20 protein-coding genes and 1 other RNA gene are annotated in these 22,289 nt (G+C 56.5%); 19 read left to right on the forward strand and 2 right to left on the reverse strand.

Translation table 11 applies throughout. The features are described 5' to 3' along the window. Nucleotides 1–179: 179 nt before the first annotated feature. Nucleotides 180–305, reverse strand: a complete 126-nt coding sequence (locus tag R2K28_RS03975) for a GIY-YIG nuclease family protein (protein ID WP_442871419.1) — start codon at nucleotides 303–305, stop codon at nucleotides 180–182. A gap of 247 nt (nucleotides 306–552) precedes the next feature. Between R2K28_RS03975 and R2K28_RS03980 the strand changes: the two genes are divergently transcribed. Continuing rightward, on the forward strand, nucleotides 553–2,529 hold the full coding sequence (locus tag R2K28_RS03980) for an alpha-amylase family glycosyl hydrolase (protein WP_316368102.1): 1,977 nt from the start codon (nucleotides 553–555) through the stop codon (nucleotides 2,527–2,529). Between the two features lie 52 nt (nucleotides 2,530–2,581). Here R2K28_RS03980 and R2K28_RS03985 read toward each other — a convergent pair whose 3' ends face one another. Then, nucleotides 2,582–3,103 (reverse strand): hypothetical protein, encoded by a 522-nt coding sequence (locus R2K28_RS03985; protein WP_316368103.1) that lies wholly within the window; start codon nucleotides 3,101–3,103, stop codon nucleotides 2,582–2,584. A 677-nt stretch (nucleotides 3,104–3,780) separates the two neighbouring features. Between R2K28_RS03985 and rnpB the strand changes: the two genes are divergently transcribed. From rnpB to ftsZ, 18 genes are all read left to right on the forward strand, one after another. Then, nucleotides 3,781–4,147: RNase P RNA component class A (rnpB, locus tag R2K28_RS03990), an RNA gene on the forward strand. 260 nt (nucleotides 4,148–4,407) lie between these two features. Then, nucleotides 4,408–4,863 (forward strand): division/cell wall cluster transcriptional repressor MraZ, encoded by a 456-nt coding sequence (mraZ, locus tag R2K28_RS03995; protein WP_116444447.1) that lies wholly within the window; start codon nucleotides 4,408–4,410, stop codon nucleotides 4,861–4,863. Continuing rightward, on the forward strand, nucleotides 4,863–5,792 hold the full coding sequence (gene rsmH / locus R2K28_RS04000; protein ID WP_316368104.1) for a 16S rRNA (cytosine(1402)-N(4))-methyltransferase RsmH: 930 nt from the start codon (nucleotides 4,863–4,865) through the stop codon (nucleotides 5,790–5,792). The genes mraZ and rsmH overlap by 1 nt, the downstream gene beginning before the upstream one ends. After that, a complete protein-coding gene (gene ftsL / locus R2K28_RS04005; RefSeq protein WP_316368105.1) occupies nucleotides 5,789–6,061 on the forward strand; it encodes a cell division protein FtsL in 273 nt (90 codons plus the stop codon). The genes rsmH and ftsL overlap by 4 nt, the downstream gene beginning before the upstream one ends. Nucleotides 6,062–6,063: 2 nt before the next feature. Further along, on the forward strand, nucleotides 6,064–7,800 hold the full coding sequence (locus R2K28_RS04010; protein WP_116447226.1) for a peptidoglycan D,D-transpeptidase FtsI family protein: 1,737 nt from the start codon (nucleotides 6,064–6,066) through the stop codon (nucleotides 7,798–7,800). Continuing rightward, a complete protein-coding gene (locus R2K28_RS04015; protein WP_316368106.1) occupies nucleotides 7,797–9,335 on the forward strand; it encodes a UDP-N-acetylmuramoyl-L-alanyl-D-glutamate--2,6-diaminopimelate ligase in 1,539 nt (512 codons plus the stop codon). The genes R2K28_RS04010 and R2K28_RS04015 overlap by 4 nt, the downstream gene beginning before the upstream one ends. Beyond that, nucleotides 9,332–10,699 carry a UDP-N-acetylmuramoyl-tripeptide--D-alanyl-D-alanine ligase gene (locus R2K28_RS04020; protein ID WP_316368107.1) on the forward strand — a complete coding sequence of 456 codons (1,368 nt, stop codon included), beginning with the start codon at nucleotides 9,332–9,334 and terminating at the stop codon, nucleotides 10,697–10,699. Before R2K28_RS04015 ends, R2K28_RS04020 begins: the two co-directional genes overlap by 4 nt. A gap of 2 nt (nucleotides 10,700–10,701) precedes the next feature. After that, a complete protein-coding gene (mraY, locus tag R2K28_RS04025; protein WP_116447224.1) occupies nucleotides 10,702–11,784 on the forward strand; it encodes a phospho-N-acetylmuramoyl-pentapeptide-transferase in 1,083 nt (360 codons plus the stop codon). Continuing rightward, nucleotides 11,784–13,139, forward strand: a complete 1,356-nt coding sequence (murD, locus tag R2K28_RS04030) for a UDP-N-acetylmuramoyl-L-alanine--D-glutamate ligase (RefSeq protein WP_316368108.1) — start codon at nucleotides 11,784–11,786, stop codon at nucleotides 13,137–13,139. Before mraY ends, murD begins: the two co-directional genes overlap by 1 nt. Beyond that, nucleotides 13,136–14,335, forward strand: coding sequence for a putative lipid II flippase FtsW (gene ftsW / locus R2K28_RS04035; RefSeq protein ID WP_316368109.1), 1,200 nt, complete (start codon nucleotides 13,136–13,138; stop codon nucleotides 14,333–14,335). Before murD ends, ftsW begins: the two co-directional genes overlap by 4 nt. Further along, on the forward strand, nucleotides 14,320–15,402 hold the full coding sequence (gene murG / locus R2K28_RS04040) for an undecaprenyldiphospho-muramoylpentapeptide beta-N-acetylglucosaminyltransferase (RefSeq protein ID WP_316368110.1): 1,083 nt from the start codon (nucleotides 14,320–14,322) through the stop codon (nucleotides 15,400–15,402). The genes ftsW and murG overlap by 16 nt, the downstream gene beginning before the upstream one ends. Next, complete coding sequence (gene murC / locus R2K28_RS04045) at nucleotides 15,395–16,831, forward strand: UDP-N-acetylmuramate--L-alanine ligase (RefSeq protein WP_316368111.1); 1,437 nt, start codon at nucleotides 15,395–15,397, stop codon at nucleotides 16,829–16,831. Before murG ends, murC begins: the two co-directional genes overlap by 8 nt. Then, nucleotides 16,831–17,016, forward strand: a complete 186-nt coding sequence (locus tag R2K28_RS04050; RefSeq protein WP_316368112.1) for a hypothetical protein — start codon at nucleotides 16,831–16,833, stop codon at nucleotides 17,014–17,016. The genes murC and R2K28_RS04050 overlap by 1 nt, the downstream gene beginning before the upstream one ends. Further along, nucleotides 17,016–17,912, forward strand: a complete 897-nt coding sequence (gene murB / locus R2K28_RS04055) for a UDP-N-acetylmuramate dehydrogenase (RefSeq protein ID WP_316369682.1) — start codon at nucleotides 17,016–17,018, stop codon at nucleotides 17,910–17,912. Before R2K28_RS04050 ends, murB begins: the two co-directional genes overlap by 1 nt. 44 nt (nucleotides 17,913–17,956) lie before the next feature. Next, on the forward strand, nucleotides 17,957–18,847 hold the full coding sequence (locus R2K28_RS04060) for a D-alanine--D-alanine ligase (RefSeq protein ID WP_316369683.1): 891 nt from the start codon (nucleotides 17,957–17,959) through the stop codon (nucleotides 18,845–18,847). After that, on the forward strand, nucleotides 18,840–19,646 hold the full coding sequence (locus R2K28_RS04065; protein WP_316368113.1) for a cell division protein FtsQ/DivIB: 807 nt from the start codon (nucleotides 18,840–18,842) through the stop codon (nucleotides 19,644–19,646). Before R2K28_RS04060 ends, R2K28_RS04065 begins: the two co-directional genes overlap by 8 nt. Beyond that, a complete protein-coding gene (gene ftsA, locus R2K28_RS04070) occupies nucleotides 19,647–20,882 on the forward strand; it encodes a cell division protein FtsA (RefSeq protein WP_116444382.1) in 1,236 nt (411 codons plus the stop codon). Between the two features lie 90 nt (nucleotides 20,883–20,972). Further along, nucleotides 20,973–22,151 (forward strand): cell division protein FtsZ, encoded by a 1,179-nt coding sequence (gene ftsZ / locus R2K28_RS04075; protein WP_116448873.1) that lies wholly within the window; start codon nucleotides 20,973–20,975, stop codon nucleotides 22,149–22,151. Nucleotides 22,152–22,289 lie beyond the last annotated feature (138 nt).

Genomic DNA, 22,289 nt, shown 5'->3' on the forward strand with positions numbered 1-22,289 from the left:
ATTTAGGCTCCTTCGTAGAGTTTTTAGACGGACTTTCCTGATACCGTCATTCCGGCGCATGCCGGAATCCAGATCTGCCAAAGGATTGTCGATCGTTTATATTTCAGCGAAGAGTACTTCTCTTCAGATCAGGTCTGGATATAAATCTCGCCAGTGTGGATTTAGCTCTTCAATTGTCTTTATCTTCCAGGCCCTAGATTGTTCTTACGCTTCCAAACCCGCTTTTTTAGATTTGATGTCACACCTATGTATAGGGTTCCATTCTGTTTGCTGGCCAATAGATACACGCACGGTTGTCTTTTCATGCCAGCTCCCTGGCTGTTTCCTGGATTCCGGCATGCGCCGGAATGACGGAATCATAATTAAGAGATCAGCTTGGTTGTTGTTTTGGTAGCTTCAGTTATTTGAGAGATGGCTTATTTGAAAAAGATATTACAAAGGTATCCAACATTGTGTATGTACTTTAAACAGGTTGGTGCTATTTTATCATTCACAGCCACCCGCATATTTTTCTGAACAGCCAACTTTTTGAACAAGGGATGAATGGACAACATGCCTAATTATAACGACCGTAACGACGCTGGAATAGTCACTCAACTGCGCATACCTGCACCACCCGGCAGCCAGCTCGAGCTGCGTTTCGCCGATATCCTGCAGCGGGACTGTTACGACCCTGATGGCTGGCGCCGTGAGACGCTGACCGCGGTGGCGAATGAGCCGGGCTGGTTCGAGATCGATCTCGACGCCCTGGGCCTGGTGGACGGCGACTACGAGTATGAGTTCATCAAGGACGGCGCGGTCGACAGCCCCATCGCCGACCCCTATGCGGTCCATATCACCCGCTTCGGCGGTTACCGGGGAATCTTCCAGATCCGCGACGGCCGGCGTTGGCAGCAGCCGTTCAGCTGGGAGGATGAGTTCATCCCGGGAAACGAACTGAAGAACAACCACCAGATGGTGATCTACGAGATGCCCATGCGCTGGATGGAGAGCGCGCCGGAGAAGGCGCGCCAGGTGGGGCTCGGCACCTTCGAGAAGGTGGTGTTCGCCCATCTCGACCGGCTCAAGGCCCTGGGCATCAATGCCATCGAGCTGCTGCCGGTGCAGGACTCGCCGGATACCCTCAACTGGGGCTATGGCACCCGCTTCTTCTTTGCCCCCGATATCGACATGGGGTTGCCGGTGGAGCTCAAGTTCTTCGTCAAGCAGTGCCATCGGCGGGGGATTAGGGTGATCTTCGATGTGGTGATGAACCACGCCCGCAACTGCCCCCTGGCGCAGCTCGACTATAATCGTTTTTTCCTATCCAACGAGGATGAGGAGCGCTCCCATCGGGGCGATGACTATGGCGCCAAGCTGTTCCGCTACTGGCCTGATCAACAGGGTCTAAGGCCGACCTGGGATTTTCAGCTGCGCATGGCGGAGTACCTGATCACCGAGTACCATGCCGACGGTTTCAGGATCGATGAGTTCAAGGGTATCAACCACTGGGAGTTCACCCAGCGGTTTCGCGATCATGCCTGGCATGTCCATCAGCAGGCCTTTCCCGGACGCCCCTTTCTCATCATCGCCGAGGACTCCTGGCGACGGGCGGTGATCACCCATCAGCGGCCGCACAATCCCAACGGCCGCAAGGTCACCGACTCCATGTGGAATTTCGCCTTTCGCGATGAGTTGCGGCGCACCTTTTCCGGTGATCTGCATACGGCATGGGGAGAGCCCTCGCGGCGGGAGCGCATGCGCTGGATGGTAGCCGGCGACCAGACCTGGAATGACTGGACCCGTCAGGCCGAGCCCGGTTTTTATGATCTCTCCCAGGCGGTCAACTACCTGACATCCCACGACGTGGAGAACGATGACGAAAAGCGCATCATGAATTATCTATTAGCGCCGCTTTTGGATGAGCGGGGTTATCGCGGTACGGTGGACGATATCCGTTGGGTCACCGATCATCTGGAGACAGGCGCCGACGATCAGCAGCGTTTCCTCCATGGCCTGGCCCTGGAGCGCCTGCGCAGCGCCTTCTGCCTGTTGCTGACTTCGGTGGGGATACCGATGATCCTGGCCGGTGATGAGTTTGGGGATGTGCACGACCTCGACCATCACAACTGGCGCCTGAAGATGTCCGATCCGGTGGATTGGCAGCGCCTCGATGCCTCTCCCAATAACCGGGATTTGTGGAACAAGGTCGCAGAGTTGATCGCGCTGCGCACCGAACACCCGGCACTCACCCGCAACGAAACGGCGTTTATCCATTTCCATAACGATTTCGATCGCAATCAGGGAGCCAAGGTGTTTGTCTACTGCCGCACCCGGGGTGTCCCATTGGGCGCTGACAACCAGATTGTTGTGGTCGGCAACATCGGGCCGCACGATTTTACGGGTTATAACCTCTCTTGGTATTGGATGGATCTGGACTCGGTGAAGGAGATCGCGCCGCCACAACAGGGTGCACGCTTGGAACAGAATGATGCGGGCTCAGTGCGGTTGTCATTGGCCCCTTTTCAAGTCAGGGTGTTTACTACCTGATCGGCTGGGGGATTTTGCAGGGATTGCTATCCAACTTGGACTTCCGACATTATCAGCGCTCAGACTGTTTCATGACCTGTTCCCAAAAACGGGCCCAGAAACCCCGTTGATCCTCTATCCGGTCCAGGCGTTGCTCAATGGCATATAAAGCCCCGGTGATCTCATCCTGCTCTTCTGCAATATAGGTTTCTGCAGGTTCATCTTGTTCACTGGCTGCTGGCTCCTGGGAGTCAAAAATCAACTGCTCGATCCATTCGCCGATGGTGACGCCCTGGCGGTTGGCCTCATTTAGGGCATACTGCTTCGCTTCTTCGGATATCCCTTTTAGCAGCCACTGATTGGGGGCCTGTTTTTTTACTCGTGGGATGGCTTTTTTCGATACGGCCTTTTTCTTGGGTGCTGTTGCTTGCTTTGTTTTGCTATCGGACTTCTTTTTCATGTTCAGCGACTTTTTCTTTTCGGCCTGCTTCAGGGTGATCGGCCGTTGCGGTAGATTTGCATAATCCCGCGACGGCCGCTTAGGCGGTTTCTTGGGGATGCTGTGGGAACTATCCCTACTTCTTTTATCTGCCATGTGACTGGTCGGGTGCTGCCTATTATCGTCCTTTGAAAACGCCAAGTGATGACATCTTATCCTCGGTCTTCCGCTTGCTGTCCCGCGTCTGTTTCTGGATGGGACCCTTACTTGGAGGAAGACGCTTTTTCACTGCCTAGTGTAGCGGAAATTTCTGCCATTAGAGGAGAAAAGTTATCGGCGCCACTGTTGAACCTCCGCTGCCAGGGGATTGGCGCTGTCGGCTAGAGTGGGCGCGACGGACAAGTATCAAGATGGGTGGGGAGGGGGATCTGCGGTGAACAAACCATCTATCGATAAGTCAGGCCTTATCGATCGTGAGTTCTAGGGCGGTATGGCTGGGTGTAAAATCAGGCTATAAGACTGATCAGCACGGAGACCGCCCAAATGCCTGCCGCAGCCAGTATAAGTGTGTCGATGGATAGCAGGGGATTGTTTGGCGTTTTCATGGTTTTACCTCTTTACTACTCTGGGTAGACCGTTACAGCTTCAAGCCAATGTCATGGTACCTGGGTTACTTAAGTCTTCGCCTAAGATGTCGGCAGATTAATTAATAAATTTAATCTCTGCATTGCGTATTCTCAATTCAAACTAACAGGTACTTTTAGTTCTGCTTGGATTGATTTTAGCACCAGTGTCTTGTCAGGAGGGCATTTAGTCCCTAAAGTGAGAGCCAGGGAGTCGGCCGGACAGCCGCTGTTTCCAACTGGATTCAGAGGAAAGTCCGGGCTCCGACGGGCAGGGTGCCAGGTAATGCCTGGGAGGCGCAAGCCTACGGAAAGTGCCACAGAAAATATACCGCCAGCGGTTTCGACCGTCGGTAAGGGTGAAATGGTGCGGTAAGAGCGCACCGCGCCGCTGGCAACAGCGGTGGCAGGGTAAACCCCACCCGGAGCAAGACCAAATAGAGGGACTGACAGGCCCCAGGGCCTGACGAGTGCGGCCCGCACTGTCCCCGGGTAGGTTGCTTGAGGTGCGTGGTGACACGCATCCCAGATGAATGGCTGTTCACGACAGAACCCGGCTTACAGGCCGGCTCCCGCTTCTTCTTCCACTTTCTTCCACGTTTTGGGGAATCTCCCCTTATCTCTTCATAAACTACTTTAGGTTTGAGGGTCATGCCGCTGTATTTTCAGTGGTTAGGACTGCCTTGAGGGCGCTTTGATTTGCTCCTCTAAGCCACTGAGCGGCAAAGAGTTTTCACGTTCTTTACCTTGACAAGATGGTATATGCAGTCCTAATATGGGTTGAAGTGGAAGAATGTGGAAAATTAGGGAAAATAGATCCATTAAAGGGGCGCAGACTTGTTTCGCGGGATTTCATCACTCAACCTGGATGCCAAGGGGCGGCTTGCGATGCCGACAAAGTATCGCGAGCAGCTCGTGGCCGCCTGCAATTCCGAGTTGGTGGTCACCGTCGATAAGGATCACTGCCTGCTGATCTATCCCAAACCCGTCTGGATCGAGATTGAAGAGACCCTCAGGTCGCTGCCCTCGTTTAACGAGACCACACGTTTCCTGCAGCGGCTCTATATCGGCAATGCCCATGAAATAGAGATGGACAGCCAGGGCAGGATCCGTCTTCCACAGGAGTTGCGACGCTTTGCCGACCTGAATAAGAAGGTCGCCCTGGTAGGGCAGATAAATAAGTTTGAGTTGTGGGATGAGGCGACTTGGAACAGCCGGCAGGAGGCCCAGTTGGCGCAGGTGGATATCAACAAGCTCGATCTGCCGGAAGAGTTCAAGTCACTCTCGATCTAATGAAGCAGGCCCACGATTCAGTGCTGCTTCAGCCCTCCATTGAGGCGCTGAAGATCGACCCGGCGGGTAGCTATATCGATGCTACCTTTGGTCGAGGTGGGCACAGTCGAGAGATTTTGCGTGCGTTGGGTGAGCAGGGTCAGTTGTTAGCTATCGACAGGGATCCGCAAGCAGTGGCTCATGCCAAGCGGGTGTTTGGTCAGGATGCCCGTTTTAGCATCGTTCAGGAGAGCTTTGCCATGCTAGCCGAAGTGTCTGAACAGGCTGGGCTGATGGGACGGGTCAACGGCATCTTGCTGGACCTGGGGGTCTCCTCCCCGCAGTTGGATCAGGCTGAGCGTGGTTTCAGTTTCACTAAGGACGGGCCTTTGGATATGCGTATGGATCCTGACAGTGGCATCTCGGCGGCTGAGTGGCTGGCTCAGGCCGAGAGTAGAGAGATAGCTGATGTATTGAAGACTTATGGCGAAGAGCGGCATGCGCGGCGTATTGCCCATGCCATCGTGGAGGCAAGAGTGCATACCCCCATCACGACGACACTGCAATTGGCGGATATCGTGAGCAAGGCCAATCCTGCCTGGGAAAAGAGTAAGCATCCTGCGACGCGCAGCTTCCAGGGGATACGTATCTATATCAATAGTGAATTGGATGCGCTGCAGAGAGCGCTGCAGGCGATTATCGATGTGTTGGCGATTGGCGGCCGATTGGCGGTGATCAGTTTTCACTCCCTGGAGGATCGGATGGTAAAGCGTTTTATGCGCGAACAGGCAAAGGGCGATCGATTTCCACCAGGGGTGCCGGTTACCCAGGATAGTTTACGCCCGCGCCTGCACCTTGTGGGTAAGGCAGTACGACCGAGTGAAGATGAGACCGCTGCCAATCCGCGGTCGCGCAGTGCGGTTTTACGTGTCGCGGAGAGACTCTCTTGAGTCGTACCGGTCACATGCTGTTTGTATTGTTGATGGCGGCGGTGCTGGCATCCGCGATTGCGGTTGTGTATAGCAAATATCTCAGTCGTAAGCACTTTGTGGTGTTACAGGAACTCCAGGCGGAAAAGGAGCGCATCGGCATCCAATGGGGGCGTCTGCAGTTGGAGGAGAGCACTCTGGCTACCCATTCTGAAGTGGAAAAAAGGGCACGGGACAGGCTGAAAATGCATCTGCCCCAGTTTGATGAAGTTGTAGTGATCAGGCGCTAATCATGGCAGGCGGAAAGAAAAGAAAGACCCAGCAGGCTGAAATCATCAGGCTGCCCAGTTACCGTGCACGGCGGATCGCAGTGCTGGCGGTGATAGGGCTGGCCTTCTCTTCCCTGGTGTGGCAATCCATCGATCGCCAGGTGTTTGAAACCGCCTTTCTACAAGAGCAGGGCGAACAGCGCTATCTGCGCACGATACGGGTCAGCGCCAGTCGGGGTATGGTCACCGACCGCAATGGGGAGCCCCTGGCGATCAGCACCCCGGTGAAAAGCGTAGCCGCCAATCCAAAGGTCATAAAGGGTGACAGCGAAACCATAGGCGCCATTGCCTCGACCTTGGGCCTGAATCCCGATCGACTGCGCAGGTTGCTCTCCAGTGAACGAGGTTTTGTCTATCTCAAGCGGCGTATCAATCCCGACCTTGCGCAGCGGGTGGATGGCCTTGAGCTGGAGGGTATCGACCTGCTCTCCGAATACCGCCGTTTCTATCCCAGCGGTGAGGTGATGTCGCATATTGTCGGCTTCACCAATATTGATGACAAGGGACAGGAGGGGATAGAGCTGGCATACGATGAGTGGCTCAGCGGCAATCCCGGCGCGAAACGGGTGATCAAGGATGGCAAGGGACGGGTGGTGAAACAGGTGGAGAATATCCAAAGTCCCTCTCCGGGCAAGGATCTGGTGTTGAGCATCGATCGCCGCCTGCAGTTTCTGGCCTATCGTGAGCTCAAGGCCGCGGTGAGTAAACATAAGGCGAGATCCGGATCGGCGGTGATCCTGGATAGTCGCAGCGGTGAGATTCTGGCGATGGTCAACAGTCCGTCGTACAACCCGAATGCGCTGCGCGGTCGCCGCTCCAGCAGTCTGCGTAACCGAGCGGTAACCGATGTCTTCGAGCCCGGGTCCACCATCAAACCGTTCACCGTGGCGGCGGCTGTGGAGTTGGGGCGGTTCAAGCCCAATACGCCTATCGATGTCTCACCCGGCCAGATGAAGGTGGGACGTTATCTGGTCAGGGATAACCGCAACTACGGCATGATCGATGTGGCGGCTGTGCTGCGAAAATCGAGCAATGTGGGGGCCAGCAAGATAGCCCTGTCGATGCAGCCGGAGACATTGTGGAAACTCTACTCGAAGCTTGGGTTCGGTGAGAGTCCCTATAGTCAGTTCCCCGGTGAGTCCAGTGGACGGCTGCCCCACTTTTCAGATTGGTCCAGTTTTGAACAGGCAACCCTCTCGTTCGGTTACGGTCTCTCAGTGACGCCGCTGCAACTCGCCAGGGCTTATGGGGTACTGGCCAATGACGGGGTGCGCATGCCGGTCTCGCTGCTCAAACAGGAGCAGGCAGAACCGGGTGAGCGGGTTATGCGTAAGAGTACCGCCAGGACGGTGGTCAAGATGCTGGAGGCGGTGGTGTCCAGTGAGGGCACGGCGCCGCTTGCCGCAGTCCCAGGTTATCGTGTGGCGGGCAAGACGGGGACGGCAAAAAAATCGGTGGCCGGAGGGTATGCGGAGGATAAATATCTCTCGCTGTTCGTCGGTATTGCGCCGGTGAGTGATCCCCGCCTGGTGATGGCGGTGTTCATCGATGAACCCCAGGGTAAGGAGTATTACGGTGGACTGGTGGCCGGCCCTGTCTTCTCCAAGGTGATGAGTGGCGCCCTGCGGTTGTTGAATATTCCTCCTGATAAGCAGTGGCACGAGAATACCCTGATGGCTCGATTGGGGGATCGGCAATGATGGCTGCCGAGCGAATCACCAGCGGGGCGACACTGACATCCCTGTTGCGTGGGCTGGTCTCCGTGCCGGCCAATGATGATCGTGAAGTGACTGGGATTACCTTGGATAGTCGTGATGTGACACCGGGCTCGCTCTTTATCGCCTGTGCCGGTGAGCATCATCATGGCTTGGCGTTCGCCGAGCAAGCGGTTTCCCAGGGGGCAGTCGCGATCATCTGGGAAGCAGATAATCTTGAGGGTGAACGTCTGGCGGCAGGGTTGGAGCTGCCTGTTCCCTTGCTGGCGCTGGCGCAATTGACCCGGCATGTGAGTCGGATTGCGGGTCGTTTCTACCAGCATCCCAGTCGCCTGATGTCCGTCTATGGGATCACCGGCACCAATGGCAAGACCAGCATCAGCCAACTGCTGGCCCATGCGCTGATGTGCGAGATACCCTGCGGCATCATGGGTACCCTGGGGGTGGGGCTCCCCGGTCATTTAAAGCCCACCGGTTATACCACTCCCGATGCAGTGACCCTGCAGCAGTATTTGCATGATCTGCTGCAGCAGGGTGTGGCGGCGGTGAGTATGGAGGTCTCATCCCACGCCCTGGATCAGGGTCGGGCTGGGGCGGTGGCCTTCGATTGCGCCATCTTCACCAATCTCAGTCGTGATCATTTCGATTATCACGGGACCCTGGAAAACTATGCTGCCGCCAAGCAACGACTGTTTCAGATACCGGGCCTCGGCAGTGCGGTGCTCAATCTTGATGATGCCTTTGGCAGAACCCTGCTCGGATCATTGGCGGATGGGGTGAAGCTGCTGGGTTACAGTCTCGAACCGGCGGCTGATCTGCCTGCCGGTCTCGATGGATGGGCGCAGGCCCTGGATATTGATCCCACCACTCAGGGAATGCGGATCAAAGTCTCGACCCACCTTGGTGACGCCAATCTGGAGACACAACTGCTGGGTCGCTTCAATGCGGCCAATCTATTGGCTGTGCTGCTGGTACTGCTGCAGCGGGGCTGGTCTCTGCAGCGTGGTGTGGAAGTGCTTTCATCACTCAATACAGTGCCTGGCCGGATGGAACTGCTGGGTGGCGGAGAGAGACCCGGCGTGGTGGTGGATTACGCCCATACGCCGGACGCCCTGGAGAAGGCCCTGTCGGCCCTGCGCATGCATTGCCCTGGCTCGCTGACTGTCGTATTCGGTTGCGGCGGTGACCGGGATCGGGGTAAACGTCCGCTGATGGGGGAGTTGGCTGAACGGCTTGCCGATCGCGTGGTTATTACTGATGACAATCCACGCAGCGAGTCGAACAGTGAAATCATTGAGCAGATCCTGTCCGGCATGAAGACGCCGGATAGGGCGCTGGTCGAGCCTGATCGAAGTCGTGCCATTCATACTGCGATTGCAGATGCAGCAGCGGGTGATCTGGTGCTGGTGGCGGGTAAGGGGCATGAGGATTACCAGCTGGTGGGAGATGAAGTTCTTCATTTCGATGATCGGGAGCAGGTGACCGCCGCCCTCCATGAGTGGCCGGGGGTGGGGCGATGAACACCCTGTGCCTCTCGCAAGTGGCGTCAAGCCTGAATGGTACCTGGGTCGGCGAAGATGTCAGTTTCAGTTCTGTCAGTACAGACAGTCGCACACTGCAGGCGAGAGATCTCTATGTGGCCTTGAAGGGACCTCACTTCGATGGTCATAACTTCATCGGGCAGGCGATTGACAAGGGTGCGGTGGGGGTGATGGTGAGTGAACCCCAGAAGCCGGAGATCCCACAGCTCCAGGTAAAAGATACCCGGCTCGGACTGGGTCGGTTGGCCGGGGTATGGCGAGACTCTTTTCCGCTGCCACTGATTGCCATCACCGGCAGCAATGGCAAGACGACTGTCAAGGAGTTGGTTGCCGCCATTCTCCAGCAACGGGGGAGGGTGCTTGCCACCCAGGGAAACTTGAACAATGAGATAGGCCTGCCACTGACACTTCTGCGCTTGCAGGATGAGGCCTTTGCGGTGGTGGAGATGGGGGCCAATCATCCCGGCGAGATCGGCTACCTGAGCCATATTGCCCATCCGGATGTGGCCCTGATAACCAATGCGGGTGCTGCCCACCTCGAAGGGTTCGGAGATCTGCAGGGGGTGGCCAGGGCGAAAGGAGAGATCCTGAGCGGACTCAGGCCTGGTGGTATCGCGGTATTGAATGCGGACGACGACTATTTTCCATTGTGGCGTGAGTTTCTGGGCGAGCGCAAGCTGATCAGCTTTGGCAGCTCAAGACAGGCGGCCGTGCAGTGCGATCTCTCTCGGGCAGAGATGCGCTGGACGGAGAACGGTTTCTACAACCATATGCAGGTCAGCTACCGGGAGGATCAATTCGATGTGAAGCTGGCACTCGCCGGTAGACACAATCTGATGAATGCCCTGGCCGCGATTGCGGGCGCTTTGGCGATGGGCGCATCGGCTAGGGAGATCGAACAGGGTCTTGCCAGTGTAAAACCGGTGGCGGGTCGTTTACAGATGCACTTCACCACTGCGGGATATCGCCTCATCGACGATACCTATAACGCCAATCCCGACTCGGTGGAAGCTGCAGTCGATGTATTACGCAGTGCGCCGGGAGAACAGATCCTGGTGCTGGGAGATCTGGCTGAACTGGGTGATCAATCCGTTGCCCTGCACAATCAACTCGGTGCAAAAGCGAAACTGGCGGGTCTCTCCCGACTGTATACCCTGGGGGAGCTGAGCCGGTATGCAGCTGAGGGCTTCGGTGACGGAGCCTTGGCGTTTTCTGATTTGGATCAACTGATCGGGACCCTTGCCGGTGCGCTTCGCCGAGGCGACACATTGCTGGTGAAGGGTTCACGAACTGCGGCCATGGAACGGGTGGTTGATCGCCTGATTAATGAGGGGAGGGGCTGAAAGTGTTGCTCTATCTTACCGATTGGCTTACCCAGTTCGACAATGGTTTCAGAGTATTCCAGTACTTGACGCTGCGTACCATCCTGGGGGTCTTGACTGCGCTTTTGATCTCCCTGGCCCTGGGTCCGGTGATGATACGCCGTTTGAGCTTTCATCAAATCGGACAGACGGTACGCGACGATGGTCCGGAGACACACTTTTCCAAAGCCGGAACCCCCACCATGGGGGGGGCGCTGATTCTGGTGGCGATCGCCATTGCCACCCTGCTATGGGCGGATCTGGAAAACCGCTACGTGTGGATCGTGTTGATTGTAACCATGACCTTTGGCCTCATCGGTCTGGTGGATGACTACAAAAAGCTGGTCCTGAATGATCCCAAGGGTCTGTCAGCGCGGTGGAAATATTTCTGGCAATCGGTGGCGGGATTGGGTGCCTCGTTGGTGTTCTACTACACCGCCAGTTCATCCATGGAGACCGCACTGCTGATCCCCTATCTGAAGGATGTCTCTCTGGATTGGGGACCGGTATTCATTCTATTCAGTTATCTGGTCATCGTCGGCTCTTCAAATGCGGTCAACCTGACCGATGGGCTCGACGGTCTGGCGATTCTCCCGACGGTGATGGTGGGTGGCGCATTGGGGGTTATCGCCTATGTTACCGGTCACTCCGATTTTGCTGCCTATTTGAAGATCCCCTATCTGCCCGGGGTAGGCGAGTTGATCGTCTTCTGCGCTTCGTTGGTTGGGGCTGGACTGGGATTTCTCTGGTTCAACACCTATCCGGCACAGGTCTTTATGGGGGATGTGGGAGCCTTGGCATTGGGTGCGGCCCTGGGTGTTATCTCGGTGGCCGTGAGACAGGAGATCGTACTGTTCATCATGGGTGGGGTCTTCGTCGTGGAGACGGTCTCGGTGGTATTGCAGGTCTTGTCCTACAAGCTGACCGGTAAACGCATATTTCGTATGGCGCCACTGCATCACCACTTTGAACTCAAGGGCTGGCCCGAGCCGAGGGTGATTGTGCGTTTTTGGATCATCACCGTCATCCTGGTGTTGGTCGGTCTGGCGAGTCTGAAGATACGCTGATGGCGAAACAAGTGACAAATTCAGCTAAAACACTGATCGTCGGATTAGGCGCGACCGGACTCTCTTGTGCGCGCTACCTGGCGGCCCACGGGGAATCCCTGGCTGTGACCGACAGTCGCGAGAATCCGCCGGGGCTGGAGGCGCTGCGCAAGGATTATCCCGACATGGCGATGTTCCTCGGCGGCTTTCAGGCGGAGGTATTCCATGCCGCCAGTCGACTGGTGGTGAGTCCGGGTGTGTCACTCGACGAGCCACTGATTCGTGCAGTCAAAGAGCGGCATGTAGAGATAGTCGGTGATGTGGAGCTGTTTGCCAGAGCGGTAAAGGCGCCGGTAGTCGCAATTACCGGATCGAATGGCAAGAGCACAGTCACAACCTTGCTGGGAGATATGGCGCGTATGGCCGGTATCAGGGTGGCTGTGGGTGGCAACCTTGGGCAGCCCGCGCTTGACCTGTTGGCGGATGAAGTTGAGTTGTATGTGCTTGAACTCTCCAGTTTCCAATTGGAGAGCACCCATTCACTCAAGCCCCAGGCTGCGGTTGTGTTGAATGTCTCCGCCGATCATATGGACCGCTACCGGGATCTGGAAGAGTATGCCGCCACCAAGGCATCACTTTACGCCAATTGCGAGATTATGGTGATCAACCGTGATGATGCACGGGTCGCCGCTATGGCGGTGCCGAATACAACCACCATTGGATTTACCCTGGGGGCGCCTCAAGGAGACGATTTCGGTCTGCATGAACTAGATGGAATCAAATGGCTGAGTGAGGGGCATACCCCCCTGATGCCGGTCACCGAGCTGCGCATACCTGGTCGTCACAATATGGCGAATGCCCTCGCTGCCTTGGCCTTGGGCAGTGCCGTGGGCCTGCCGCAAAACGATATGCTGGCAGCCCTGAGAAGCTATACCGGCCTGCCCCATCGCACCCAATGGATCAGCGATAAGGGTGGTGTGCGCTGGTATAACGACTCCAAGGGTACCAATGTGGGGGCTACGATCGCAGCCTTGGAGGGACTTCACCCTGAAGGCGACAGCAGCCGCAGTGTTTTGATTGCAGGTGGCGATTGCAAAGAAGCCGATTTTTCACCCCTGGCCCCGGTGGTGGAAAAAACAGCACGGGCCATCATTCTCATAGGCAAGGACGCATCTCAACTGGAATCAGTACTGGCGGGCCAAGTGCCCATACAGCATGCGGCAACACTTGAAGAGGCAGTAAGTCTGGCCGCGGAGTTGGCACAGCCTGGGGATCGGGTGCTGCTATCTCCAGCCTGTGCCAGTTTCGATATGTTCCAGAATTTTGCGGCCCGTGGCGAGGCCTTCATCCAGGCGGTGGAGGCGCTCTCGGCATGAGTACCCTGGTAAGTAGACAGGCGCATGATGCGCGTGCCGGCAAACCCACCATTCAGCCCCTCGTGGACTGGTGGCTATTAGGTGCGGCAGTTGTACTACTCTGTTTCGGTCTGGTGATGGTCTCGTCTGCATCGATGACAGTGGGAGAGCGTCTTGGTGGTTCGCCTTTCTTCTATGTCTATCGCCATCTATTCGCCATGCTCCTGGGCTTGCTGGCAGCCTATCTGGTTTTTAAAATTCCGATGCAGCAGTGGCAGAAGGCAGGACCGTTATTGGTCTTTACGGGGCTGTTGTTGTTACTGCTGCTGTTGATCCCAGGGATTGGCAAAAGTGTCAATGGTGCCACCCGCTGGATACCCCTGGGGGGCTTCAACCTGCAGAGTTCCGAATTCATGAAACTCTTCATGGTGCTCTATATCGCCGGTTACCTGGTGCGTCGTCAAGATGAAGTCGCGCGCTCCTTCTGGGGTTTCGCAAAACCGATGCTGTTGTTGATCATCACCAGTTCACTGATCCTGCTGCAACCCGATTTCGGCACCACGGTAGTCCTGTTCGCCACCGCCACCGCTATGTTGTTTCTCGGCGGGGTTGTGCTGTATCAGTTTTCCATGTTGATTGTCGTTGCCGGAGTGGCAGGTTGGGCGCTGATCTACTTCTCGCCCTATCGGTGGCAGCGTATGACCACCTATTTGAATCCGTGGGACGATCCCTTCAATACCGATTTTCAGCTCACCCAGGCACTGATCGCCTTTGGCCGCGGTGAAGTCAGCGGGGTCGGGTTGGGTAATGGAATCCAGAAACAGTTCTACCTGCCGGAGGCGCATACCGATTTCATCATGGCCGTCGTGGGTGAGGAGTTCGGCCTGCTCGGAACCCTGGGTGTGATTCTGCTGTTCGCCTTCATTACCTGGCGTGCATTTCAGATAGGTGTCAAGGCGGAACAGACCGGTCAGCGTTTTTCCAGCTATACCGCCTATGGCCTCGGACTCTGGATTGGGATGCAAGCCTTCATCAATATAGGTGTCAATGTCGGTATGCTGCCGACCAAGGGCCTGACACTGCCGTTTATGAGTTATGGGGGCAACAGCATCATCGTCGTCTGTATGATGATTGCGCTGTTGTTGAGAATCGATTTCGAGTCACGCCAGAAGCGAGTCAAGAGCAAGCACAGGAGGCGATCATGGAGCCTCATGTGATGGTCATGGCCGGTGGTACAGGTGGGCATCTATTCCCGGCACTGGCGGTGGCCGACTGGATGAAACAGAAAGGCTGTCGCATCACCTGGTTGGGCAGTCGCTCCGGTATGGAGAACAGACTCATACCCGAGTATGGCTATCCCCTGGAGACGCTTCAGGTCAAAGGCGTGCGCGGGAGTGGCCTGAAGCGGCGTTTGGCCGCACCCTTTACCATCAGCAAGGCGCTCTGGCAGGCCCATCGCGTGTTGCGTCGCACCCGGCCGCAGCTGGTGTTGGGTATGGGCGGATTCGCCACCGGTCCAGGTGGTTTGGCTGCCAGATTGATGCGAATACCCCTGGTGATACAGGAACAGAATGCGATTCCGGGATTCACCAATCGCATCTTGGCCGGATTTGCAACCAAGGTTTTCGAGGCCTTTCCCGGCAGCTTCGGTGCTGAGGCACAGGCGGAGACGGTGGGCAATCCGGTACGCCGGGAAATTCTATCCCTGCCCCTGCCGGAGGTGCGCTTTGCCCAGCGTGGGGCTGCGATCAGGTTGTTGGTTCTCGGCGGTTCCCTGGGTGCCCGGGCACTCAATCAATGCGTACCGGAGGCGCTCTCCATGATGCCTGAGGCAGTACGCCCGCAGGTACGCCATCAGGCGGGTGAAAAGCTGCTGGATGAAACCCTGGAAAGATATCGGGAACTGGCGGTGGAGGCGGAGGTGATGGCCTTTGAAAAAGAGATGGCCGAGGCCTACGCCTGGGCCGATCTTGTCATCTGTCGGGCCGGTGCGCTGACGGTTTCCGAACTGGCCGCAGCGGGGCTGGGGGCCATACTCGTTCCCTATCCCTTTGCCGTGGATGACCATCAAACACGGAATGCGGAATTTCTGGTGAATGCGGATGCCGCACACCTGATTCCACAGCATAGTCTTGATGGGCGAAACCTGGCGCGGCTGTTGGGTAGTCTCTGCACAGACAGGAAAAGGCTGCTGGCCATGGCCACTGCGGCACGTGGCCTGGCAAAGCCGGATGCCGCCGCTCAGGTAGGGCGCTATTGCCTGGAGGTGATCGCCCATGAGTGAGCAACTGCGCAATCGCTATGCCCCGAACAGCATGGGCCGTATGCGCCGGATCCATTTTGTCGGTATCGGTGGTGCGGGCATGAGTGGTATCGCCGAGGTGATGATCAATCTGGGTTATCAGGTGACCGGATCAGATCAACGGGAGAGCGCGGTGACCTCGCGACTCACCAAGCTGGGGGCCGAGGTAATGTTCGGCCACAAGGGAGAGCATGTGGAGGCAGTGGATGCGGTGGTAATCTCCAGCGCCATCAAAGAGGATAATCCCGAGGTCTGTGCGGCTCGAGATGCCAGGATACCGGTGGTGCCGAGAGCGGAGATGCTGGCGGAGATCATGCGCTTCCACTACGGCATCGCAGTGGCGGGTACCCATGGCAAGACCACCACCACCAGTCTGGTTACCAGTATCCTGGCTGAAGCCGGTCTGGATCCGACCTTTGTTATCGGTGGCAGGCTGAATAGTGCCGGCGCCAATGCGCGCCTGGGTGATGGGGAGTACCTGGTTGCCGAGGCGGATGAAAGCGATGCATCCTTCCTCTGCCTGCAGCCGATGTTGGCGGTGGTGACCAATATCGACGCGGATCATATGACCACCTATGGCGGTGACTTCAACCGCTTGCGCGGAACCTTCCTGGAGTTTCTGCATCATCTGCCGTTTTACGGCCGGGCGGTGATGTGTATCGATGACGAAGAGATACGCAATCTGTTGGGGGAGATCTCGCGGCCGATTACCACCTATGGTTTCAGCGATGATGCCGATGTACAGGCGGTTGCCGTGGTAAGTGATGGACTCAAGACCCATTTTACCCTGCGCGCGGAAACCCTGGCGGAACCACTGCAAGTCACCCTCAATCTGCCGGGCAGGCACAATGTATTGAATGCCCTGGCGGCTATCTGTGTCGCCCTTGAACTCAATATCGAGAGTGAAAGCATCAAAACCGCGCTACACAATTTTGCCGGTATCGGTCGGCGTTTTCAGACGACAGGCGACTGCCGGGTGGATGGTAAACAGGTGATGTTTATTGATGATTATGCCCACCATCCGCGGGAGATCGATGCCACTCTGACGGCGGTCCGGGATGGGTGGCCGGAACGGCGTCTGGTGATGGTGTTTCAACCCCATCGTTATTCACGAACCCAAGAGCAGTTCGAGGACTTTGTACAGGTTCTCTCGAAAGCAGATCTATTGATCGTTAGTGAAGTCTATGCCGCTGGAGAAGAACAGATTCAGGGCGCCAGTGGACGCGATCTGAATCGTGCCATACGCATCCGGGGTCAGGTCGATCCTGTGTTTGTGGAACCGTTGCAGGAGTTACCGCAACTATTGCAGGGACTGCTTCTGGATGGGGATATTGTTCTGACCCTGGGTGCCGGCAGTATCGGTTCCATTGCGGCAGAACTACCTCGACGACTCTGTCAGGAGGTGGAGTGATGGTTTACGGAATCGATATGAAACGGCTGCATCAGGGATGTGGTGAATCCCTGCAATCCAATCTTCCGGGGATCCCGTCGGTCCGGCCCGCTCTGCTACCCGATCTATCCGAGGGGCAGCGGGATTTATCACAGGTTGTCAGGTCAAAAAACGGCAATCCCCGTGGTGAGAGTGAATACAGATGATGCCTGCGTTCAATCAACAATCCTTACGCGGTGAGATGCGTTTCGATGAGCCGCTCTCACGGCATACAACCTGGCGGGTTGGTGGGCCTGCAAGCTGTTTTTATCGTCCTGCGGACCGTGACGATCTGGTGCAGTTCCTTAGTCAGTTGAGCCCTGAGGAACCTCTGTTCTGGCTTGGCTTGGGAAGCAATCTGTTGGTCCGGGACGGGGGTTACAAAGGCACTGTGATTGCAACTAAAGGCTGCCTGGTTGCCAGTGAGTGGCGTAGTGACGGGTTGCTATATGCCGAAGCGGGCATCGCCTGTGCCAAGGTGGCGCGTTTGGCAGCCAGGGCGGGTCTTTGCGGGCTGGAGTTTCTGGCAGGTATACCTGGCACCCTGGGTGGTGCCTTGGCGATGAATGCGGGGGCCTTTGGCGGCGAGACCTGGGAACAGGTGGTCAGGGTGGAAACCATCGATCGGTTTGGTCAGGTGCGCAGCCGCCTGCCGAAGGATTTTAAGGTCGGATATCGCCAGGTAAAAGGAACCACCGGGGAGTGGTTTCTTGCGGCCGAACTGAAGCTGGAAGCGGGTGATGTTGATGCCGCTCAACAACGAATCAAGCAGTTGTTGGAACGCCGCGCTGCGACACAACCCACCAGTCAACCCAGCTGCGGTTCGGTGTTTCGCAATCCGCCTGGCGATTTCGCTGCACGCCTGATTGAGTCAGCCGGATTGAAAGGCAGGCGTTTGGGTGGTGCTCAGGTATCGGAGAAACATGCCAACTTCATAATCAATACCGGCCAGGCCACGGCACGGGATATCGAGATGCTGATTGCTGAGGTGCAGCGTGAAGTGGCAGAGCACAGTGGTGTCGAACTCAAGACCGAAGTCCATCGTATTGGAGATTCGAGTTGAACGAAAACCTATCACAACACTCATTCGGCAGGGTCGCCGTACTCATGGGTGGCCAGTCTGCCGAACGTGAGATATCGCTGAGGAGCGGGCGTGCCGTGCTGGATGCGCTTGTGAGCAAGGGTGTTGAGGCTATAGGGGTAGATGTGGGTGATGATGTGCTGGGCCAACTCGCCGAAGGCGGTTATGAGCGGGCGTTCATCATCCTTCACGGGCGTGGTGGGGAGGATGGCGTCATCCAGGGTGCGCTGCAGCGCATCGGTCTGCCCTATACCGGTAGCGGCGTGCTTGGATCGGCCCTTGCCATGGATAAATACCGTACCAAAGCGGTATGGCGGGGGATAGGTATCCCGACCCCCGAATCCGCATTGATCGTGAACGAGAGCGACTTGGAAAAAGCTGCGGCAGTGGGTTTTCCGTTGATGATAAAACCGATCTGTGAGGGCTCCAGTATCGGTATGAGTAAGGTGGAGAGTGAGGATCAATTAGGCAGCGCCTGGGAAGTGGCCCGGCAATACGATACGCAGGTCCTGGCCGAGCGTTGGATCGTCGGAGAGGAGTACACCACCACCATCCTGCAGGGAAAGGCGATGCCGATGATCCGCCTGGAGACGCCCCATCTTTTTTATGACTACCAGGCTAAATACTCGGCAACCAGCACCCGCTATCACTGTCCCTGTGGTCTTGAACGGGCTGAAGAGAAGAGTTTACAGGCACTCTGTGTGGAGGCATTCGAAGCGGTTGGCGCAAGTGGCTGGGGGCGGGTCGATCTGATGTTGGATGAGCAGCATCGACCCTGGCTGATCGAGGTGAATACCGTTCCCGGTATGACCGATCACAGCCTGGTGCCGATGTCGGCCAAGGTGGCGGGTATCGATTTCGAAGAGTTGGTGGTACGAGTTCTCTCCACCAGTCTGGGGAGGGATGAGCATGAGTAGGATGCGTAATCATCCATCTGCACAAACGCCGAAGCTGGCTCGGCTTTTAGACAAAGCCAGGCTCATGTCGCTGCTGGTCATGGTGTTTATTGCCGGGCTAGGCGGGTGGAGTGTCACCCGATTGCTGGATCCCATGAGCATGCCGGTACGGGTTGTGAGTGTGGATGGTGAAATCAAACATCTCAACAGACAGGGATTGGAACAGACCGTGGCTCAAGCGGTAAGCGGTAATTTCTTCACTGTCGATCTGATGCGGATACGCAACCAGATCGAGCAACTGGCCTGGGTAAAGAGTGCCAGCGTGCGCCGGGTATGGCCCGACAAGCTGGCCCTTAGGGTGGTTGAACAGGTACCGCTGGCGTATTGGGGTGAGGATGCCATGGTGAACCGGCAGGGTGAAGTATTCAGACCGAAGCAGTTAACTCGACTACAGGGTCTGGTAACACTGATCGGTGAAGATGAGAGTGCAGAGAGGGTAACCCAGGGTTATCTCAAAATACGTACCCTGCTGCAGACAGCGGGACTTGAGCTGAAACGTCTCCAGGTCGATGCCCGCCAGTCATGGCAGATCGAGACCAGTGGCGGTTTGCAGCTTGATCTGGGAAGGCGGGATGTGATGCCAAGATTGAGTCGTTTCGTACAACTCTACCCCTTCCTGAAAGGACAGGTTGAGGCAGAGCTGGAACGGGTGGATCTTCGATATACCAATGGTTTTTCGGTCTACTGGCAGTCAGCGAATACCGAACAGCAAGCACAAATGGATAGCCCATCCAGTGGGGCTAGGATAGTGGGAAAGTGAATGACTAAACGAAGTGAGAAAAATCTCATCATCGGTCTCGATATTGGTACTTCCAAGGTAGTGGCGATCGTCGGTGAGATCAAAGCGGATGGCGGTATCGAGATCATCGGTATCGGCTCTCATCCATCGCGCGGTTTGAAAAAGGGCGTGGTGGTGAATATCGAGTCCACGGTGCAGTCGATTCAACGTGCGGTTGAAGAGGCGGAGCTGATGGCTGGGTGTGAGATTCACTCGGTCTATGCGGGCATCGCCGGCAGCCATATCCGCAGTCTCAACTCCCATGGCATCGTGGCCATCAGGGATAAAGAGGTTACCCAGGGTGATGTGGAGCGTGTGATCGATGCGGCCCGCGCAGTGGCGATACCCGCGGATCAGAAGATTCTCCATATCCTGCCCCAGGAGTTCATCATCGATGAGCAGGAAGGAATCCGCGAACCCAGCGGCATGTCGGGAGTGCGGCTCGAGGCCAGGGTGCATATGGTCACCGGTGCGGTGAGCGCGGCGCAGAATATCGTCAAGTGCATCCGCCGTTGCGGCCTCGAGGCGGACGACCTGATTCTGGAACAGCTCGCCTCCAGCCATTCGGTGCTGAGTGAGGACGAGAAGGAGCTTGGAGTCTGTCTGGTTGATATCGGTGGTGGCACCACCGATATCGCCGTCTTCACCGGTGGTGCGATCCGGCATACGGCGGTGATACCCATCGCGGGGGACCAGGTGACCAACGATATCGCTGTGGCGATGCGCACCCCGACCCAATACGCCGAAGAGATCAAGATGAAATATGCCTGTGCCCTCACTCAGTTGGCCACCAGCGACGAGACCATCGAAGTGCCCAGCATCGGTGAACGGCCGCCGCGCAGACTCTCCAGGCAGACCCTGGCTGAAGTGGTCGAGCCCCGCTATGAAGAGTTGATGACCCTGATTCAGGCGGAACTGCGGCGTAGCGGATTCGAGGATGTAATCGCCGGTGGCGTGGTGCTGACTGGCGGCAGTTCGAAGATGGAGGGTGTCATCGAGCTGGCGGAAGAGGTGTTTCACATGCCGGTCAGGCTGGGGGTACCGCAATATGTCAGCGGACTCTCTGACGTGGTGCGCAATCCCATCTATTCCACCGGTGTGGGGTTGTTGCTATTTGGTCAACGAAACCGTTCCCAGGGTGGGCACGAGTTGGCTAATGAGGGTGGAATGAAAGCGATTTGGGATCGCATGAAGCATTGGTTTCAAGGCAATTTTTAGTTGTAACAAAGCGGTGCCTGAACAAGGCGCCGTAGGTGATGAGATAGTTTTAATTTTTTCTGTCAGGCGCGACAGTCGAGGAGGTAGACAATGTTTGAATTGATGGATACGCACAGCCAGAGTGCTGTGATCAAGGTAATTGGCGTGGGCGGCGGCGGTGGCAATGCCGTCAACCACATGTTATCGGGCGAAATCGATGGTGTCGATTTTATCTGTGCCAACACCGATGCACAGGCACTGCGTAATAGTGAAGTACGCACCCAGCTGCAGCTCGGCTCCGATATCACCAAGGGTCTGGGAGCCGGGGCGAATCCCGATATCGGCAGGCAGGCCGCGATGGATGATCGTGACCGCATCGAAGAGGTATTGTCTGGTGCGGATATGATTTTTATCACCGCCGGTATGGGGGGAGGCACAGGAACCGGGGCCGCACCCGTGGTCGCCCAGGTAGCCAAGGAGCTGGGTATTCTGACGGTAGCGGTGGTCACCAAACCGTTCGGGTTTGAGGGTGGCAAGCGGATGAAGATTGCAGAAAAGGGTATGGAGGAGCTGGGTGTACATACCGATTCCCTGATCACGATTCCCAATGAGAAGCTGTTGGCTGTGTTGGGCAAGGAGATGAGTTTGCTGAACGCATTCAAGGCGGCAAACGATGTGCTGCTACATGCGGTACAGGGTATTGCGGAGCTGATTACCCGCCCCGGACTGATCAATGTGGACTTTGCTGATGTTCGCACCGTGATGTCCGAAATGGGTGCGGCGATGATGGGATCGGGTGAGGCCTCGGGTGACAATCGGGCCCGCGAGGCGGCAGAGCGTGCAATCCGCAGTCCGCTGCTGGAGGATGTCAATCTGGCCGGTGCCAAGGGTATCCTGGTCAATATCACAGCAGGATTGAATCTGGCGATCGGTGAATTTGACGAGGTGGGTAACACGGTGCGTGAGTTCGCCGATGATGACGCCACCGTGGTGGTGGGAACGGTCATCGATGCGGAGATGGCGAATGATATGCGGGTGACCGTGGTCGCCACCGGTCTTGGAGAACGCTTGAAGGCAGAACTGCCAAAGCCCACCCAGGTGGAGGAGATTGCCCACGTCAAACTGGTGGATGCGGATGACCCGCAGGCAGCGCCGGATGATTATCGTGAATTGGATCGGCCCACAGTGTTGCGAAATGGCCAGACAAATCGTCCGTCCGCCGCAGCCACCGCCGATGGCAATCTCGATTATCTGGATATCCCGGCTTTCCTGCGTCGCCAAGCCGATTAAGGCCTTCACAAAATGCCATCTAAGGCCTAGGATTAAAGAGAAATAGTTGCAGAAAGGCAACATGTTGTATTTTTTGTTTCCTGAGAGAGCCAGTTGGTGTAGAATCGGGCCTCTGTTGGATAGGTTAATCTTGGGCGG

The sequence above is a fragment of the Candidatus Thiodiazotropha sp. CDECU1 genome, assembly GCF_963455295.1.
Taxonomy (GTDB): domain Bacteria; phylum Pseudomonadota; class Gammaproteobacteria; order Chromatiales; family Chromatiaceae; genus Thiodiazotropha.

Bases quoted from the DNA above. Each gene is read 5' to 3' on its own strand.
- R2K28_RS03975 (WP_442871419.1), bottom strand. From the start codon at position 305: ATGAAAAGACAACCGTGCGTGTATCTATTGGCCAGCAAACAGAATGGA.
- R2K28_RS03980 (WP_316368102.1), top strand. From the start codon at position 553: ATGCCTAATTATAACGACCGTAACGACGCTGGAATAGTCACTCAACTG.
- R2K28_RS03985 (WP_316368103.1), bottom strand. From the start codon at position 3,103: ATGGCAGATAAAAGAAGTAGGGATAGTTCCCACAGCATCCCCAAGAAA.
- rsmH (WP_316368104.1), top strand. From the start codon at position 4,863: ATGAAGCAGGCCCACGATTCAGTGCTGCTTCAGCCCTCCATTGAGGCG.
- R2K28_RS04010 (WP_116447226.1), top strand. From the start codon at position 6,064: ATGGCAGGCGGAAAGAAAAGAAAGACCCAGCAGGCTGAAATCATCAGG.
- R2K28_RS04015 (WP_316368106.1), top strand. From the start codon at position 7,797: ATGATGGCTGCCGAGCGAATCACCAGCGGGGCGACACTGACATCCCTG.
- R2K28_RS04020 (WP_316368107.1), top strand. From the start codon at position 9,332: ATGAACACCCTGTGCCTCTCGCAAGTGGCGTCAAGCCTGAATGGTACC.
- murD (WP_316368108.1), top strand. From the start codon at position 11,784: ATGGCGAAACAAGTGACAAATTCAGCTAAAACACTGATCGTCGGATTA.
- ftsW (WP_316368109.1), top strand. From the start codon at position 13,136: ATGAGTACCCTGGTAAGTAGACAGGCGCATGATGCGCGTGCCGGCAAA.
- murG (WP_316368110.1), top strand. From the start codon at position 14,320: ATGGAGCCTCATGTGATGGTCATGGCCGGTGGTACAGGTGGGCATCTA.
- murC (WP_316368111.1), top strand. From the start codon at position 15,395: ATGAGTGAGCAACTGCGCAATCGCTATGCCCCGAACAGCATGGGCCGT.
- R2K28_RS04050 (WP_316368112.1), top strand. From the start codon at position 16,831: ATGGTTTACGGAATCGATATGAAACGGCTGCATCAGGGATGTGGTGAA.
- murB (WP_316369682.1), top strand. From the start codon at position 17,016: ATGCCTGCGTTCAATCAACAATCCTTACGCGGTGAGATGCGTTTCGAT.
- R2K28_RS04060 (WP_316369683.1), top strand. From the start codon at position 17,957: ATGGGTGGCCAGTCTGCCGAACGTGAGATATCGCTGAGGAGCGGGCGT.
- R2K28_RS04065 (WP_316368113.1), top strand. From the start codon at position 18,840: ATGAGTAGGATGCGTAATCATCCATCTGCACAAACGCCGAAGCTGGCT.
- ftsA (WP_116444382.1), top strand. From the start codon at position 19,647: ATGACTAAACGAAGTGAGAAAAATCTCATCATCGGTCTCGATATTGGT.
- ftsZ (WP_116448873.1), top strand. From the start codon at position 20,973: ATGTTTGAATTGATGGATACGCACAGCCAGAGTGCTGTGATCAAGGTA.